This is a genomic window from Mesorhizobium humile (assembly GCF_033977215.1).
In the GTDB taxonomy this organism is placed as follows: Bacteria; Pseudomonadota; Alphaproteobacteria; order Rhizobiales; family Rhizobiaceae; genus Mesorhizobium; species Mesorhizobium humile.
In genome coordinates this window covers 162,855-178,716 of the sequence record NZ_JAVIIV010000015.1, presented here as the reverse complement: position 1 = coordinate 178,716, position 15,862 = coordinate 162,855, and the positions used below count along the sequence as shown (strand labels likewise).

The window sequence follows — 15,862 nt, the reverse complement described above, 5'->3', positions numbered from 1 at the left end:
GGCATGGATCCTCGGGTCTGCGCGCGTCGCTTCGCTCCTTGCTCCGCCCGTGGATGACGACCGCGATAGGCATCTCGGCCAATCGCCGAGGCGTGGGATCTGCCAACGCACTTTAGCCAACCGGAGCCTGCGGGCCGGTTCGGCCCAAACCCCTATAAAATTCCTATATCTTTCCCACCCGCCCCGTCTCGAACCTTTATGGCGATCGGGTCCATATTTCCCTTCGAAAAGCGCTTTGATCGCCGTCGCCGCCAAAGGTGAGGCGCATCCGCGTAAAGTTTTTATCTCGCCGGCATCAGGCAAGAAAAACACAAGTTGAAAACAAGGAACACCTGCAATGGACCTCATCGTTCTCGGGATCGGGATTTTATTCTTCGCCCTGTCCTTAGCCTACGTCAAAGCCTGCGACAGAATCTGAGAAAGGGCCGTACCATGCTTTTCGACTACATCCTCGGCGGCGCGGTGACCTTGTTCCTGCTTGCCTACCTCACCTACGCGCTCATCCGCCCAGAGCGCTTTTGATCGGTACCCGGAGAGCCCATCATGACTATAAATGGCTGGATACAGATCATCATCTATTGCGGGATCCTGCTTTTGCTCGTGAAGCCGCTCGGCGGCTACATGTACCGCGTCTTCAGCGGTGATCGCACCTTGCTGTCGCCGGTGCTCGTCCCCATCGAGCGTGGCCTCTATCGCCTGGCCGGCACAAGCGACAGGGAAGAACAGCACTGGGCCGTCTATGCGACGGGCATGCTGCTCTTCAACCTCGCCGGCCTGCTGGTCCTTTACGCGCTGCAGCGGCTGCAGGGCGTTCTGCCCTACAATCCGGCCGGCATGAGCGCGGTCGACCCTGAGCTAGCCTTCAACACCGCCGCCAGCTTCGTTACCAACACCAACTGGCAGAACTACGGCGGCGAAAGCACGATGTCCTATCTCGTGCAGATGGCCGGTCTCACCGTCCAGAACTTCGTCTCGGCCGCCACCGGTATCGCCATCGCGGTTGCCTTGATCCGCGGCTTCGCGCGCGCCTCGGGCAAGTCGATCGGCAATTTCTGGGTCGATCTGACCCGCTGCACGCTCTACCTGCTCCTGCCTATGTGTATCGTGCTGACGCTGGTCTATGTTTGGCTGGGCATCCCGCAGACGCTTGGTCCGTATGTCGATGCCACCACGCTGGAAGGTGCCAAGCAGACCATCGCGCTCGGACCGGTCGCATCGCAGGTCGCCATCAAGATGCTCGGTACCAATGGCGGCGGCTTCTTCAACGCCAATGCCGCGCATCCGTTCGAGAATCCGGACGCGATCTCCAACCTGATCCAGATGCTGACGATCTTCGTGCTGGGCGCTGGCCTCACCAACGTCTTCGGCCGCATGGTCGGCAGCGAGCGCCAGGGCTGGGCGATCCTCGCCTCCATGGGCGTGCTGTTCATCGCCGGCGTCATCGTCTGCTACTGGGCCGAGGCTGCCGGCAACCCGCTGGTTCACGCGCTGGGCATCGACGGCGGCAACATGGAAGGCAAGGAGACGCGCTTCGGCATCGCCCTGTCGACACTGTTCGCGGTCATTACCACCTCCGCCTCCTGCGGCGCGGTCAATGCCATGCATGACTCGTTTACCGCGCTTGGCGGCATGATCCCGATCATCAACATGCAGCTCGGCGAGGTGATCGTCGGCGGCGTCGGCGCCGGCTTCTACGGCATCCTGATGTTCGTCGTCGTCGCCGTCTTCGTCGCCGGCCTGATGGTCGGCCGCACGCCGGAATATCTCGGCAAGAAGATCGAAGCCAAGGAGGTCAAGATGGCGATGCTGGCCATTCTGTGCCTGCCGCTGGCGATGCTCATCTTCACGGCAATCGCCGTGGTCCTGCCGAGCGCGGTGGCCTCGATGGCCAATGGCGGCCCGCACGGCTTCTCCGAGGTCCTCTATGCCTACACGTCGTCGGCCGCCAATAACGGCTCCGCCTTTGCCGGCCTCACCGGCAACACGCCCTGGTTCAACCTCACGGGTGCTATCGGCATGCTGATGGGCCGCTTCCTGGTCATCATTCCGGCTTTGGCCATCGCCGGCTCGCTGGCCGCCAAGAAGACCGTGCCCGCCTCCGCCGGCACCTTCCCGACCGACGGCACGCTGTTCGTCGGCCTCCTGGTCGGCGTCATCGTCATCGTCGGCGGCCTCACCTTCTTTCCGTCGCTCGCCGTCGGTCCGATCGTCGAGCATCTGGCGATGATCCACGGACAGACCTTCTGAGATGACCATGCCCTGGTTCAACCAGATACGTCGGGACGACCGTCACCAGACCGGTGACGGAGCCCCCGACAACGGAAGGGACGAGAAGCCTCGTCCTTTCCCGACGCTTTCAACCTTTCTCGGCATGGCGGCCGTGCTGTTCGTGCTGTGGCTGCTGGCCACCGGCCTTCCGCACCTGTTCCCGAAGACCGAACACCCGGCGCCGTCCAACATAACCGATACCGGAGCCCGAAAATGAGCCAATCCAAATCCGCGAGCATTATGGATGCCCGCATCCTGGTGCCCGCGATCGGCGGCGCCTTCCGCAAGCTTGATCCGCGCACGCTGGTCAGGAATCCGGTGATGTTCGTCGTTGCGGTCGTCTCGCTGCTCACCACAGTGCTTTTCATCCGCGACCTGGTCACCGGCAGCGGCGATCTCGGTTTCACCCTGCAGATCATCATCTGGCTGTGGTTCACCGTGCTGTTCGCCAATTTCGCCGAGGCCGTAGCCGAGGGCCGTGGCAAGGCGCAGGCCGACTCGCTGCGCAAGGCGCGCACCGAGACCCAGGCCAAGCTGCTCGTCAACGGCGACCGCACCAAATTCAAGCTGGTCCCCGGCACCAGCCTGAAGGTCGGCGATGTCGTGCTGGTCGAGGCCGGCGACATCATCCCGTCCGACGGCGAGGTGATCGAAGGCGTGGCCTCCGTCAACGAAGCCGCGATCACCGGCGAATCCGCGCCCGTCATCCGCGAATCCGGCGGCGACCGCTCCGCCGTCACCGGCGGCACCCAGGTTCTGTCGGACTGGATCCGCGTGCGCATCTCAGCCGCATCCGGCCACACCTTCCTCGACCGCATGATCTCGCTGGTTGAGGGCGCCGAGCGCCAGAAGACACCGAACGAGATCGCGCTCAACATCCTGCTTGTCGGCATGACGTTGATCTTCGTGCTGGCCACCGCGACCATTCCGAGCTTCGCTTCCTATTCCGGCGGCTATATCCCGGTGACGATCCTCGTTGCGCTCTTCGTCACGCTGATCCCGACCACGATCGGCGCGCTGCTGTCGGCCATCGGCATCGCCGGCATGGATCGTCTCGTGCGCTTCAACGTGCTTGCCATGTCCGGCCGCGCCGTCGAGGCCGCCGGCGACGTCGACACGCTTCTCCTCGACAAAACCGGCACCATCACGCTCGGCAACCGCCAGGCAACCGAGTTCCGTCCGGTCAAGGGCGTCACCGAGCAGGAATTGGCTGATGCGGCACAGCTCGCCTCTTTGGCCGACGAGACGCCGGAAGGCCGCTCCATCGTCGTGCTGGCCAAGGAGAAATACGGCATCCGTGCCCGCGACATGGCCACGCTGCATGCGGCTTTCGTACCCTTCACCGCGCAGACCCGCATGAGCGGCGTCGACATCGACGGTTCGTCCGTGCGCAAGGGCGCCGTCGACGCGGTGCTCGCCCATGTCAGCCAGGCGACGACGGCCGCTCACGGAACCCGTCCGACCAGCGACACCATCCGCGATCTGCAGGCCATCGCCGCCGAGATCGCCAAGGCCGGCGGCACGCCGCTCGCCGTCGAGCGCGACGGCCGCCTGCTCGGCGTCGTCCACCTCAAGGACATCGTCAAGGGCGGCATAGCCGAGCGTTTCGCGGAGCTGCGCAAGATGGGCATCCGCACAGTGATGATCACCGGCGACAACCCGCTCACCGCCGCGGCCATCGCCGCCGAAGCCGGCGTCGACGACTTCCTCGCCCAGGCCACGCCCGAGAACAAGCTGTCGCTGATCCGCGAGGAACAGGCCAAGGGCAAGCTGGTCGCCATGTGTGGCGACGGCACCAACGACGCGCCTGCGCTCGCCCAGGCCGATGTCGGCGTCGCCATGAACACCGGCACCGTCGCCGCGCGCGAGGCCGGCAACATGGTCGACCTCGACAGCGACCCGACCAAGCTGATCGAGATCGTCGAGATCGGCAAGGCGCTGCTGATGACGCGCGGCTCGCTGACGACCTTCTCGATCGCCAACGACGTGGCCAAGTACTTCGCCATCATCCCCGCGATGTTCGCGGTCTTCTACGTCGCGCCCGGCCAGTCCACCGGTCCGCTGCAGGCGCTCAACATCATGCATCTGGCGACGCCGCAAAGCGCAATCTTGTCGGCCATCATCTTCAACGCGCTGATCATCATCGCGCTGATCCCGCTGTCGCTGAAGGGCGTGAAATACCGCGCCATCGGCGCCGGCTCGCTGCTCACCCGCAACCTGCTGGTCTATGGCCTCGGCGGCATCGTCGTGCCGTTCGTCGGCATCAAGGCGATCGACCTGATCGTCACGGCCCTCGGCCTCGCATAAGGATTGACCCTGATGTTCAAGCAACTCAGACCCGCTTTTGTCATGATCGTCTTCTTCACGGTGCTGACCGGCCTCATCTATCCGATCGGCATGACCGGCATCGCCCAGGCGCTGTTTCCGGCCCAGGCCAATGGCAGCCTCATCCAGAAAGATGGCAAGGTCATCGGCTCCAGCCTGATCGGCCAGGCTTTCGCCGGCGACCGCTATTTCCATGGCCGGCCGTCGGCAGCCGGCGACGGTTACAACGCCGCCTCCTCAGGCGGCTCGAATCTCGGCCCGACAAATCCCAAGCTCATCGAGCGCATCAAGGGCGACGCCGGGAAGCTGAAGACCGAGAACCCGAACCAGCCGGTGCCGATGAACCTCGTCACCACCTCGGGCAGCGGCCTCGATCCCGACATCAGCCCGGAGGCCGCCTATTTCCAGGTGCCGCGCGTCGCCAAGGCCCGCGGTGTGGACGAGGCCAAGGTGAAGGCGCTCGTCGACAGCCATGTCGAGGATCGCGAGCTCGGCATCCTCGGCGAGCCGGTGGTCAACGTGCTTGCGCTGAACCTGGCGCTGGACGAGCTGAAGTAATCCCGCCCGCGCCGGGGATCGACACGATCCCCGGCGCAATTCATGATTGGACCTGATGCCGGACGACAGGACCGACCCGAAGAACCGACCCTCCCCCGACGCGCTCCTCGAGCATGCCGAGCGCGAGGGCCGTGGCCGTCTGCGCATATTTCTCGGCGCCGCGCCCGGCGTCGGCAAGACCTACGAGATGCTGATGGCGGGCCGCGCCCGCCGCGCCGACGGCACCGATGTCGTGATCGGCATCGTCGAGACGCACGGCCGCAAGGAAACCCAGGCCCTGGTCGACGGCTATGAGGTGATCCCGCGCCGCCTGGTCGAGTATCGCGGCCAAACCCTCGACGAGATGGACATCGACGCCATCCTGAAGCGGCGCCCTGCGCTGGTCCTGGTCGACGAGCTTGCCCACACCAACGCGCCCGGTAGCCGGCATCCCAAACGCTATCTCGATGTGCAGGAGATCCTTGCGCAAGGCATCGACGTCTACACCACGCTCAACATCCAGCATGTCGAAAGCCTGAACGACGTCGTCGCCCAGATCACGCGCGTCCGGGTGCGCGAGACGGTTCCCGATTCCATCCTCGACGAGGCCGACGACATCGAGATCATCGACCTCACTCCCGACGACCTGATCAAACGGCTGCAGGACGGCAAGGTCTATTTCCCCAACACCGCGCAGCGCGCGATCGAGAATTACTTTTCGCCGGGCAATCTGACGGCGCTGCGCGAGCTGGCCTTGCGCCGCACGGCCCAGCGCGTCGACGAGCAACTGCTCAACCACATGCAGTCGCACGCCATTCCGGGGCCTTGGGCCGCCGGCGAGCGGGTTCTCGTCTGCGTCGACTCGCAACCTGGCGGAGCGGCCCGCATCCGCTATGCGCGCCGGCTCGCCGACCGGCTGCGCGCGCCCTGGACGGCGCTGCATATCGACACGCCACGCCTGGCAGGCCTATCCGAGGACGACAAGGACCGCCTGGCGATGAACCTGCGCCTTGCCGAGCAGCTCGGCGCCGAGGTGACGACCATCCCCGGCCAGAACGTTGCCCAGGACATCGTGCACCACGCGACGGCGAACAACTTCACCCATATCGTCATCGGCAGGCCGACCCGCTCGCGCTGGCGGGAACTGATCGAGGGCTCGCTCACCTATGATCTGATCCGCAATGCCGGCGACATCAGCGTTCACGTCATTTCGGGAACCGAGCGAAATAAAGAGGCGCCATCAAGGAGGGTCGGCACGGCGACGGAACAGAGGCCGTTTGATGTCTGGCCTTACCTGCTTGCCACCGCCTATGTCACAGGTTCGTTGGCGGTCAGCACGGTTCTCGATCAGTTTCTCGACGTTCGCAATCTAGCGATCGTCTTTCTACTGGCGGTGCTGACATCGGCCGTGACCTCAGGACTCTGGCCGGCGCTGTACGCCTGTCTCGTCAGTGCCCTTGCCTTCAACTTCTTTTTCCTTCCGCCGCGTTACACGCTGACGATCAGAGATCCAGAGAGCATCGTCGCATTCTGCGTCTTCCTCGTTGTCGCCGTCATCGCCAGCAATCTGACCGCGCGCGTGCAGCGCCAGGCGGTCGCCGCGCGTTCGCGCGCACGCGCAACGGAGGATATCTATTCCTTCTCGAAAAAGCTCGCGGGCGCCGGCACGCTCGACGACGTGTTGTGGGCCACCGCCTTCCAGATCGCTTCGATGCTGAAAGTCCGCGTGGTGCTGCTGCTGCCCGAAAACGGCACGATCACCGTGAAGGCCGGCTACCCGCCCGACGACACGCTGGCCGAGGCCGACATCGCGGCGGCCCGCTGGGCCTGGGAGCACAACCGCGCCGCCGGCCGCGGCGCCGACACCTTGCCGGGCGCAAAACGTCTCTACCTCCCCTTGCGGACGGGGCGGACCGCGATCGGCGTGGTCGGCCTCGACAACGACAAGCAAGGGCCGCTGCTGACGCCCGAGCAGCAGCGGCTGCTCGACGCCCTGGCCGACCAGGCAGCGGTCGCCATCGAGCGCGTCCAGCTCGTCGCCGATGTCGACCGCGCCAGGCTGGCCGCCGAAGCGGACCGGTTGCGCTCGGCGCTGCTCACCTCGATCTCGCATGACCTCAAGACGCCGCTTGCCGCGATCCTGGGCGCGGCCGGCACGCTGAAGGAATTCGCGCCGGCGCTGCCGGAAAAGGATCGCGCGGACCTGCTGGCGACGGTTGTCAGCGAGGCGGAACGGCTGAACCGCTTCATCGCCAATCTGCTCGACATGACCAGGATCGAGTCGGGCGCGATGGAGCCGAACCACGCATTCCACTATGTCGGCGACGTCGTCGGATCGGCGTTGAACCGGGCGCAGAAGATCACCGCCGAGCACAGAATAGAGACCGACATTCCGGCCGACCTGCCGATGCTGCGGCTTGATCCGGTTCTGTTCGAGCAGGCATTGTTCAACCTCCTCGACAATGCCGCCAAATACGCCTCGCCCGGCTCGGCCATCCGGCTGCAGGCCTGGGTCGACAATGGCGCCGTCATCCTGCAGGTGATGGACGAGGGACCGGGCATCCCGCCGGATGATCTGGAACGGATATTCGACACCTTCTACCGTGTGCGCAAGCGCGACCAGGTGCGCGCCGGCACGGGCCTCGGCCTGTCGATCAGCCGTGGCTTCATCGAGGCGATGGGCGGCACGATCGCGGCCGCCAACCGCACCGATCGTCCGGGCGCGATCTTCACCATCCGCATGCCGGTGCCGGCTGAGTTGCCAGCGCTGGGCACGCCCCTTACGGACGATGCGGCATGACAAATCAGACCGTTTCCATATTGGTCGTCGACGACGAACCGCCGATCCGCAAATTGCTGCGCGTCGGCCTCGGCAGCCAGGGCTACACGGTCTCCGAGGCGCCGAACGCCAAGGCGGCTATCGAACTCATGCAGATCGAACGGCCCGACCTTATCCTGCTCGATCTCGGCCTGCCCGGCATGACCGGCCTCGATCTGCTCGGCAAATGGCGCGCCGACGGCCTCGACGTTCCGGTCGTCATCCTGTCCAGCCGCACCGACGAGGCCGGTATCGTCTCGGCGCTAGAGCTCGGCGCCGACGACTACGTGACCAAGCCTTTCGGCATGAACGAGCTGATCGCGCGCATCCGCGTGGCGCTGCGCCACAAATTCCAGCAGCAGGGTGAGAAGCCGGTATTCCATACCGGTGACCTCTCCGTCGACCTGGTCAAGCGCATCGTCAAGGTCGAGGGCAAGGAAGTGAAACTGTCGCCCAAGGAATACGACATCCTGCGCATGCTCGTGCAGTATGCCGGCAAGGTGCTGACGCACCAGTTCCTGATGAAGCAGATCTGGAACGACTCGACCGATGTCCAGTATCTCAGGGTCTATGTGCGCCAGCTGCGCCAGAAGATCGAGAAGACCCCGGACCAGCCACGCTACATCATCACCGAGACCGGCGTCGGCTACCGCCTGCGTGAGGTGGACGGAAACGAATAAGGCGACCGGCTTTCGCCGATCGCCCTCAAAACGAATATCCTCGTTTCGCCGATCAATCCGCCGATAAATCCGCCGTCCGGGCGAGCGCGCTGCCGAAGCCGTTGAGCGAGATGGTGAAGGAGATCGGCTGCGTCGTGACGGCCGCCGTGGCGTTCAGCGCGGTGCCGTTCTGCATGAGCGGCGTGGTATCGGCATCGAACGCCGCCGGCACCAGGCAACCCACCGCCTGGCAGGTGTTGAATTGCAGCGTGCCGTCCAGCTTCTTGTCGTCGATCTCGAGCGAAATGCCATTGGCCAAGGCAAGCCCGAAGGGCAGCGCCAGCGTGCCGGTTGAGTCCTGGCCGGTCTTGGTCGTCAATTCGACTGCCAACAGCCGCTGGCCGCTCTGCTTGTTGAACTGCTGATGCGACAGGCTGCAGACCTTGTTGGCGCCGGTGACCTGGCAGTTGACCGTCCAGTCGCCATGCGTTTCCGAAAGCGCCGAGGGCCGCCAGGCAGCTGCGGCTTGACCGCGCCGGCGGACTGGGCCGCGGGCGCCACCTTGTCGCCCTTGTTCTGCGCGGCAAGCGCAGGCATGCCTGCGATACCCGCAGCAACCGCCAATATTGCGACGGTCAAACTATACCTGCTTGTCATGCAAACCCTCTTCACCAATCGGCCAGTCACGCACACGGGACGGAGCCGCGCGATAGAGCCGCCATTCCAGCACCGCCATCAAGTGCGATGCTGGATCACGCGCCGGATTTTCTTTGGCATGACAATCGATCAACTGACCATGGCACATCCCCACACACGTCCTATATCATGGGGAGGTTTTCATGCGGGTAAGGAAGCGATGTCGCGGTCTCGCCTATCGGCATTTCTGCTATTGGCTGTCCTGGCGAGCGCTGGCTTGGTGGGTATGATTTCCTGCGCCTCTGCGCAGGTCGTCATCCCGACGAATCGCAATGCATTGGTGCAGCAGAACCAGCTGCAGCAGTTGCAGAACCAGCTGCAACGGCAGCAATACCAGCAGCAACAGCAATTGTATCGCGAGCTTGACCGGCAAAGCGTGCCCAAGCCCCGGCCCGATGTGCCGGTGTATGGCCAGACATGTCGAATGGAAGCAGTCGGCAACACGATTTCACGGGTTTGCCGCTGACATTTCGCTTTTTTCAGTTTATTAGCCGACTTACTTGCTGGCAAAATGCCGGATTGCAAGGGCGGTGGTTCTGGAGCAATTCCCGGAAAAGTGTGACACGGTTTTCCGTCAGGAATTGCGTCAAAACTAAAGAGATAGAGCGGTTCGCCGTTTCCGTGAAACGGTGAAACGCTCTAGGGTTTGCAGAGGGAAGGTTTTTGCCCGCGCGGATAGCGTGTGCGGCAGGGATGCTGCTCTCACCGGAATTTGGGATGGCAACAACCAAGAAGAAAGCAGTTCGCAGAGCCAAGAAAGGCCAACGGATCCGCCAGGTGGCGGCCATTCCGTATCGGGTGCGAGAGGACGGCAGCCTCGAAGTGTTGCTGGTCACCTCACGCACCACGCGGCGCTTCATCGTGCCAAAGGGTTGGCCGATGAAAGGCAAGAGCGGGCGCAAGGCGGCAACGATCGAAGCCCAGGAAGAAGCCGGCGTTCTCGGCAGGACGCTGAAGCAGCCTGCCGGCACCTATTCCTATTGGAAACGTATGACCAACGGCTTCATTCGCGTGGACGTTGCGGTCTATCTGCTTGAGGTAACCGAGGAGCTGGCCGACTGGCGGGAAGCCGCGAACCGGCACCGCGCATGGCTGCCGCCGACGGATGCTGCCTTGCTCATCGACGAGCCGGAGCTTTCGACGCTGCTTAGGGATTTGACTGTTCCGGCGGCCGATCCGGCATAGCGGCTTCGCCGGCTCGGCGTCGCGGTTCCGCCTGTTGCCCACATTCGCGGCTTGACTCATACATATCCCGGCGGTTATACGTCAATCAATAGCCAACGGGTTATTGATTGTGATGACCACCGCGCACGATATGCTGTTCAGGACGCTTGCCGATCCGACAAGGCGCGCCATCTTCGAACGTCTCTGCCGTCAGGGCGAGCAGACGGTTGGAGCGCTGACCGCGCAGGCCGGCGTATCGCAGCCGGCGGTGTCGAAGCATCTGGGCGTCCTCAAGGAGGCGGGACTGGTGCGAGACCGCCATGAAGGGCGCCAGACCCATTACAGCGCCCAGCTCAAGGCGCTGGCGCCGTTGATGGACTGGACGCGCGACATGGCGGGGTTTTGGGAAAGCCGGTTTGACGATCTGGAGGATCTGCTCAAAAGGATGGATCAATGAATGAAGCCGCAACGCGCTCCGTCATTGTCGAGCGCGAGATACCTTTTCCGCCGGAAAAGATCTGGCGCGCGCTCACCCAACCGCATCTCATCGAGGAGTGGCTGATGAAGAACAGCTTCAAGCCGGTCGTGGATCATCGCTTCAGCCTGAACGCCGAATGGGGCGGTGTCGACTGCCAGGTGCGGACGGTCGAGCCCAACAGGACCCTGTCCTACAGCTGGGACACCAAGGATCTCGAGAGCGTCGTCACCTGGACGCTCACCCCGACGGGCAAGGGCACGCTTCTGCGCATGGAGCAGGTCGGCTTCCGCACCGACCAGGAGCCGTACTACCGCGGCGCCACGGTGGGCTGGAAGCGCAACTTCGCGGCCCTGGAGCAGCTGCTTTCGCGGATCGACTGACCTCCGCCGAAGCTTCAAAGGACAGACACGGTCCTGGCGGGGCGGCAAACCGCGGGCGTAAGCAATGGAGACACGAAAATGAAGATCAAGCTGACCAGCATCTATGTCGACGACCAGGAAAAGGCCCTTGGCTTCTATACCGAAATTCTGGGCTTCACCAAGAAAGCCGACTTCACCAATGGACCGTTTCGCTGGTTGACGGTCACCTCGCCTGACGATCCGGACGGCACCGAGCTGCAGCTGGCGCTCAACGACAATCCGGCGGCAAAGACCTATCAGCAGGCCATCTTCAAGCAGGGCCAGCCGGCGCTGATGCTGTTCACCGATGACATCCAGGCCGACCATGAGCGCATCAAGGCCAACGGCGGCAGCTTTGCCATGGCGCCGACCGCAGTGACCGGCGCCACCATCGCTCAGCTTAACGACACCTGCGGCAACCTCATTCAGCTTTCGCAGCTGGCGCGCTGGTAGGCAGCTCGATCCGTCTCGTCATTTAAGGGAGGTTAGATTGAACTGGAGCAAATGGATCAGGCAGCTTCATCGCTGGCTGTCGATCATCTTCACCGTCACCGTCATTGCCAACTTCGCCGCCATGGCCATGGGCCCGCCGCCCGCCTGGATCGTCTATTCGCCGTTGATCCCGCTTTTCCTGCTGCTGTTCAGCGGGCTCTACATGTTCGTGCTGCCCTATGCCGCCGGCCGCCGCGGCGAGCCGGCGGGCGAGCGCACGGGATCGGCCTGATGGCGAAGGCGAAAGCAAAGACTGCCGCGTCTCCGGACAAGGAGCCCGTCCTGCTTTCAGGCGGCAACCCGCAGATCGCCAAGGGCTATGGCGACGCGCCCGTGCAGGCCTATATCGCTGCGATGCCGGGCTGGAAGAGCGAGGTCGGGCGCCGGCTCGACCAGCTTATCATGCAGGCCGTCCCCAATGCGCAGAAGGCCGTCAAATGGAACTCTCCATTCTACGGCATGGAGGGCGAGGGCTGGTTCCTCGGCATCCATTGCTTCGCCAGATACATCAAGGTGGCGTTCTTCCGTGGAATGTCGCTGAAGCCCGTGCCCCCCGTCGAATCCAGGAGCAGGGACACGCGCTATTTCCACATCCATGAGGACGACCGGCTTGACGAGGAGCAGTTCGTATCCTGGGTCAAGCAGGCGAGCCAGCTGCCTGGCGAGCGGATGTAAGCGCACGAAAGATCAAGCGCCGTCTCCCTGAAAGGGACATGGTGGCGATCTCTTATCCAACTTCAAGGGAGAAACGGACATGCAACAAGGCGACACGCAGGACGGCAAGTCTCCATCCGAGCTGATCGACGCAAGGATCGAGGAGCTCGGCGACTGGCGCGGCGAGACGCTTGCCCGGCTCCGCGCCCTGATCAGGCAGGCCGCGCCGGAAGCCGTCGAGACATGGAAATGGCGCGGCGTGCCGGTCTGGGAGGACGCCGGCATGATTTGCACCGGCGAGACCTACAAGGCCGTCGTCAAGCTGACCTTCGCCAGGGGCGCGGCGCTGCCCGATCCCAAGAAGCTCTTCAACTCCAGCCTCGAAGGCAACACCCGGCGCGCCATCGATTTCAAGGAAGGCGACAAGATCGACGCTGATGCCCTGAAGGCGCTCGTTCGCGAAGCCGTGGCCCTCAACAAATCCAGGACCAAGCGCTGAGGCGGCTGCCCCTCGGCGCTATCGGATTGATGTTGCCGGCTTTTTCTTCTGTGTCCTCGCACTGCGGACCGATACTATGCACAAAATATCGGCATCACGCAGCGTAAGCGGCCTTCTGTAGCTGAGCAATAACTCATGAAACAAATACTGGACAAATTTATCGGCTGTTAAGCCAGGCGCGTTATCTGGATTGGTGTCGCCAGTAACTGGACGACATGCGGGGAAGAACATCGTCTCAACCGACGGATGAGCCAGTCGGACAGACACCGAGGGAGCCAGCGCAAGCTCCATGGGAATGGGATGAAGCTCTCATCGACCGATGCCGGCCAGCGTCTCATCGGACTGGTCTGGCCGTTCGTCGCGGTCGTCCTGATCCAGGCACTGGTTGCGACGCTCAGCCTCCACACGCTGTCAGCCGTCCGCGCCTATGTCGGCGGCGAGAGCCAATGGTCGAAGGGGCAGAAACACGCCATCTATTTCCTGAGCCTCTATGCCGACACCGGCCGGGAAGAGTATTTCAGCGAGTATCGTCAAGCCATCGCCGTGCCGTTGGCCGACCGCGCCGCGCGGCTGGCGCTCGACCAGGCCGAGCCCGACACGAATGCCGCCCGGCTCGGCTTTCTCGGTGGCAACAACCACCCCGACGATGTCGCCAGCCTGATCTGGCTATACCGGAATTTCCGTGGCGTGAGCTATCTCGATACCGCGATCCGCCACTGGACGGCGGCCGACGAGATGATCCTCGCCATTGAAAGCCTCGGCGACGACATGCATCGAAATCTCGAAAAGGGGCCGGCATCCGCGGCCGAGATCAGCCTCTGGAAGGCGCAGATCCACCAGCTCGATCGCCGGGTCGGGCCGCTGTCCAAAGCATTTTCCGACAGTCTCGGCGAGGGATCGCGCTTCATCAAGATGGTGCTGACGGCGGCCAATCTCGCCACCGCCGCCCTGCTTATCGTGCTCGCCGTCTGGCGCACGCGCAAGCTGATGAAACAGCGCCAGGCCTTCCAGAACGCCCTCAACGCCGAGCGCGAGCGTGCCCAGATCACATTGGCCTCGATCGGCCAGGCTGTCATCAGCACCGATGCCGAGGGACGGCTGGACTATATGAATGCCGGAGCGGAAAGGCTGCTTGCCTGCTCGCTCGCCGCCGCCAAGGGCAGATCGGTCGCCTCATTGTTCCGGCTCGTCGACAAGGACAGCGGCGTCGAGGAGACCGATCTGGTCCCGCGCCTGCTGGCGGGCGAGCCGCGCCGCTCCAATGTGCGCCCGCAGCTTCTGGAGCGCGCCGACGGTTCGGTCGTGCCGGTGGCGCTGAACGGCGCGCCGCTGATCGTCTCCGGCGCGATCCTCGGTTGCGTCCTGGCCCTGCATGACATGACGCGCGAGCAGGATTATATCGAGCGCCTGTCGTGGCAGGCGTCGCATGATGCGCTGACCGGTCTCGTCAACCGCCGCGACTTCGAGAACCGTCTGGCAGGCGCGATCTCCGAGGCGCCGGAAAGCCCGCGCCGGCACGCGCTGATGTATCTCGATCTCGATCAGTTCAAGCTGGTCAACGATACGTGCGGCCATGCCGCCGGCGACCAGTTGCTGCGCCAGATCTCGGTGCTGCTCGCCAATGAGCTGCCGCCCGGCGACATCCTGGCGAGACTGGGCGGCGACGAGTTCGGCGTCCTGCTCTTCGACTGCGATGCCGATTGCGCCGCCGCCACGGCCGAACGGTTGCGCGCCACGGTCCAGGACCTGCATTTCTCCTGGGAAGGGCGTCCCTTCAACATCAGCGTCAGCATCGGCATGGTCGAAATCGCTAATGTCGGCATGACGCTGGAGGAGGTGCTGCGCGCCGCCGACGTCGCCTGCTACATGGCCAAGGAAAAGGGCCGCAACCGCGTCCAGCTCCACAGCGACGGCGACTCGGCACTTCGCGAGCGCTTCGGCGAGATGGCCTGGGTGCAGCGCCTGCATGCCGCGCTGGACGAGAACCGCTTCAGGCTGCATGCGCAGGAGATCGCGCCGCTGCGGGACGATATCGCCGAGCCGGGCGCGCATATCGAAATCCTGCTCAGGCTGACCGACGAGGACGGCAGCTTCATCACCCCCCAGAGCTTCATCCCGGCGGCGGAGCGCTACGGATTGATGCCGGCGATCGATCGCTGGGTGGTGCGCAACGCCTTCGCCACACTAGCGGCCAGACGCACCGATCCCCGCGCGACCCCGATATCCACCTGCGCGATCAATCTCTCCGGCGCCACTTTCGGCGACGAGACGTTCCTCGGCTTCATGCGCGAGCAGTTCGCCGCGCATGCCATTGCGCCCGAAACGATCTGCCTGGAGATCACCGAGACGAGCGCCATCGCCAATCTCACCGAGGCCATGCGTTTCATTGCCGACCTGCGCGGGCTGGGCTGCCGCTTCGCGCTCGACGATTTCGGCTCCGGCATGTCGTCCTTCGCCTACCTGAAGCATCTGCCGGTCGACTATCTCAAGATCGACGGCGGCTTCGTCAAGGACATGCTCGACGACCGCATCGATCGCGCCATGGTCGAGATGATCCATCATATCGGCAAGGTGACGGGGAAACGCACCATAGCCGAATTCGTCGAAAGCGACGGCATCGTCGAAGCCTTGAAAGCGATCGGCGTCGATTACGCGCAGGGCTATGCCATAGCCAGGCCGCAGCCATTCGATGCGACGACGGTTCTGGGCACCCGGCCGGGTGCAAGGGCGGACGCGTGGGAAGGCGTGGCGCGGGCCTTGCGCCGCAAGGCGGGCTAAAGCATGTCTCCCGAAAGTGGTCCCGGTTTCGGGACAAAGACATTCTTAAGATCAAAGACTTAAAGCAGGTTGCGTGAATCCTTTTTCACGCGACCT

General features: G+C 63.7%; 17 protein-coding genes. 16 read left to right on the top strand and 1 reads right to left on the bottom strand.

Annotated elements, in window-relative coordinates; genetic code table 11:
• Window positions 1–432: 432 nt before the first annotated feature.
• From RFM52_RS22045 to RFM52_RS22015, 7 genes are read left to right on the top strand one after another with little or no spacing between them, the layout of a single operon-like run.
• A complete protein-coding gene (locus RFM52_RS22045) occupies window positions 433–522 on the top strand; it encodes a K(+)-transporting ATPase subunit F (RefSeq protein WP_036257910.1) in 90 nt (29 codons plus the stop codon).
• A gap of 21 nt (window positions 523–543) precedes the next feature.
• Window positions 544–2,247: a potassium-transporting ATPase subunit KdpA gene (gene kdpA / locus RFM52_RS22040; RefSeq protein ID WP_320296854.1), complete on the top strand. Its 1,704-nt coding sequence runs from the start codon at window positions 544–546 to the stop codon at window positions 2,245–2,247.
• 7 nt (window positions 2,248–2,254) lie between these two features.
• Window positions 2,255–2,485, top strand: a complete 231-nt coding sequence (locus tag RFM52_RS22035; protein WP_320296855.1) for a hypothetical protein — start codon at window positions 2,255–2,257, stop codon at window positions 2,483–2,485.
• Window positions 2,482–4,575 (top strand): potassium-transporting ATPase subunit KdpB, encoded by a 2,094-nt coding sequence (kdpB, locus tag RFM52_RS22030; protein WP_320296856.1) that lies wholly within the window; start codon window positions 2,482–2,484, stop codon window positions 4,573–4,575. Before RFM52_RS22035 ends, kdpB begins: the two co-directional genes overlap by 4 nt.
• A gap of 12 nt (window positions 4,576–4,587) precedes the next feature.
• Entirely contained in the window at window positions 4,588–5,151 is a 564-nt protein-coding gene (gene kdpC / locus RFM52_RS22025) for a potassium-transporting ATPase subunit KdpC (protein ID WP_320296857.1), read from the top strand.
• Between the two features lie 55 nt (window positions 5,152–5,206).
• A complete protein-coding gene (locus tag RFM52_RS22020) occupies window positions 5,207–7,930 on the top strand; it encodes a sensor histidine kinase KdpD (RefSeq protein WP_320296858.1) in 2,724 nt (907 codons plus the stop codon).
• Window positions 7,927–8,628, top strand: coding sequence for a response regulator transcription factor (locus tag RFM52_RS22015; protein ID WP_320296859.1), 702 nt, complete (start codon window positions 7,927–7,929; stop codon window positions 8,626–8,628). The genes RFM52_RS22020 and RFM52_RS22015 overlap by 4 nt, the downstream gene beginning before the upstream one ends.
• Before the next feature lie 52 nt (window positions 8,629–8,680).
• Here RFM52_RS22015 and RFM52_RS22010 read toward each other — a convergent pair whose 3' ends face one another.
• Window positions 8,681–9,040 carry an invasion associated locus B family protein gene (locus tag RFM52_RS22010; protein ID WP_320327873.1) on the bottom strand — a complete coding sequence of 120 codons (360 nt, stop codon included), beginning with the start codon at window positions 9,038–9,040 and terminating at the stop codon, window positions 8,681–8,683.
• 93 nt (window positions 9,041–9,133) lie between these two features.
• Here RFM52_RS22010 and RFM52_RS22005 point away from each other — a divergent pair, with 93 nt between their 5' ends.
• The 9 genes from RFM52_RS22005 (at window position 9,134) to RFM52_RS21965 (ending at window position 15,766) form a co-directional block, all read left to right on the top strand.
• Entirely contained in the window at window positions 9,134–9,769 is a 636-nt protein-coding gene (locus RFM52_RS22005; RefSeq protein WP_320296860.1) for a hypothetical protein, read from the top strand.
• Window positions 9,770–10,020: 251 nt separating this feature from the next.
• On the top strand, window positions 10,021–10,488 hold the full coding sequence (locus RFM52_RS22000; RefSeq protein ID WP_320297024.1) for an NUDIX hydrolase: 468 nt from the start codon (window positions 10,021–10,023) through the stop codon (window positions 10,486–10,488).
• Window positions 10,489–10,600: 112 nt separating this feature from the next.
• Complete coding sequence (locus tag RFM52_RS21995; protein WP_040990288.1) at window positions 10,601–10,924, top strand: ArsR/SmtB family transcription factor; 324 nt, start codon at window positions 10,601–10,603, stop codon at window positions 10,922–10,924.
• A complete protein-coding gene (locus RFM52_RS21990; protein ID WP_320296861.1) occupies window positions 10,921–11,325 on the top strand; it encodes an SRPBCC family protein in 405 nt (134 codons plus the stop codon). The genes RFM52_RS21995 and RFM52_RS21990 overlap by 4 nt, the downstream gene beginning before the upstream one ends.
• Window positions 11,326–11,403: 78 nt before the next feature.
• Window positions 11,404–11,796, top strand: coding sequence for a VOC family protein (locus tag RFM52_RS21985; RefSeq protein ID WP_320296862.1), 393 nt, complete (start codon window positions 11,404–11,406; stop codon window positions 11,794–11,796).
• A gap of 37 nt (window positions 11,797–11,833) precedes the next feature.
• Window positions 11,834–12,067 carry a hypothetical protein gene (locus RFM52_RS21980; RefSeq protein WP_320296863.1) on the top strand — a complete coding sequence of 78 codons (234 nt, stop codon included), beginning with the start codon at window positions 11,834–11,836 and terminating at the stop codon, window positions 12,065–12,067.
• Window positions 12,067–12,510 (top strand): DUF1801 domain-containing protein, encoded by a 444-nt coding sequence (locus RFM52_RS21975; RefSeq protein ID WP_320296864.1) that lies wholly within the window; start codon window positions 12,067–12,069, stop codon window positions 12,508–12,510. Before RFM52_RS21980 ends, RFM52_RS21975 begins: the two co-directional genes overlap by 1 nt.
• A 79-nt stretch (window positions 12,511–12,589) precedes the next feature.
• Window positions 12,590–12,988, top strand: a complete 399-nt coding sequence (locus RFM52_RS21970; protein WP_320296865.1) for a DUF1801 domain-containing protein — start codon at window positions 12,590–12,592, stop codon at window positions 12,986–12,988.
• 300 nt (window positions 12,989–13,288) lie between these two features.
• Window positions 13,289–15,766: an EAL domain-containing protein gene (locus RFM52_RS21965; RefSeq protein ID WP_320296866.1), complete on the top strand. Its 2,478-nt coding sequence runs from the start codon at window positions 13,289–13,291 to the stop codon at window positions 15,764–15,766.
• Window positions 15,767–15,862 lie beyond the last annotated feature (96 nt).

Bases quoted from the DNA above. Each gene is read 5' to 3' on its own strand.
- RFM52_RS22045 (WP_036257910.1), top strand. From the start codon at position 433: ATGCTTTTCGACTACATCCTCGGCGGCGCGGTGACCTTGTTCCTGCTT.
- kdpC (WP_320296857.1), top strand. From the start codon at position 4,588: ATGTTCAAGCAACTCAGACCCGCTTTTGTCATGATCGTCTTCTTCACG.
- RFM52_RS22000 (WP_320297024.1), top strand. From the start codon at position 10,021: ATGGCAACAACCAAGAAGAAAGCAGTTCGCAGAGCCAAGAAAGGCCAA.
- RFM52_RS21990 (WP_320296861.1), top strand. From the start codon at position 10,921: ATGAATGAAGCCGCAACGCGCTCCGTCATTGTCGAGCGCGAGATACCT.
- RFM52_RS22020 (WP_320296858.1), top strand. From the start codon at position 5,207: ATGCCGGACGACAGGACCGACCCGAAGAACCGACCCTCCCCCGACGCG.
- RFM52_RS21970 (WP_320296865.1), top strand. From the start codon at position 12,590: ATGCAACAAGGCGACACGCAGGACGGCAAGTCTCCATCCGAGCTGATC.
- RFM52_RS21995 (WP_040990288.1), top strand. From the start codon at position 10,601: ATGACCACCGCGCACGATATGCTGTTCAGGACGCTTGCCGATCCGACA.
- RFM52_RS22035 (WP_320296855.1), top strand. From the start codon at position 2,255: ATGCCCTGGTTCAACCAGATACGTCGGGACGACCGTCACCAGACCGGT.
- RFM52_RS21985 (WP_320296862.1), top strand. From the start codon at position 11,404: ATGAAGATCAAGCTGACCAGCATCTATGTCGACGACCAGGAAAAGGCC.
- RFM52_RS21975 (WP_320296864.1), top strand. From the start codon at position 12,067: ATGGCGAAGGCGAAAGCAAAGACTGCCGCGTCTCCGGACAAGGAGCCC.
- kdpB (WP_320296856.1), top strand. From the start codon at position 2,482: ATGAGCCAATCCAAATCCGCGAGCATTATGGATGCCCGCATCCTGGTG.
- RFM52_RS21965 (WP_320296866.1), top strand. From the start codon at position 13,289: ATGAAGCTCTCATCGACCGATGCCGGCCAGCGTCTCATCGGACTGGTC.
- kdpA (WP_320296854.1), top strand. From the start codon at position 544: ATGACTATAAATGGCTGGATACAGATCATCATCTATTGCGGGATCCTG.
- RFM52_RS22015 (WP_320296859.1), top strand. From the start codon at position 7,927: ATGACAAATCAGACCGTTTCCATATTGGTCGTCGACGACGAACCGCCG.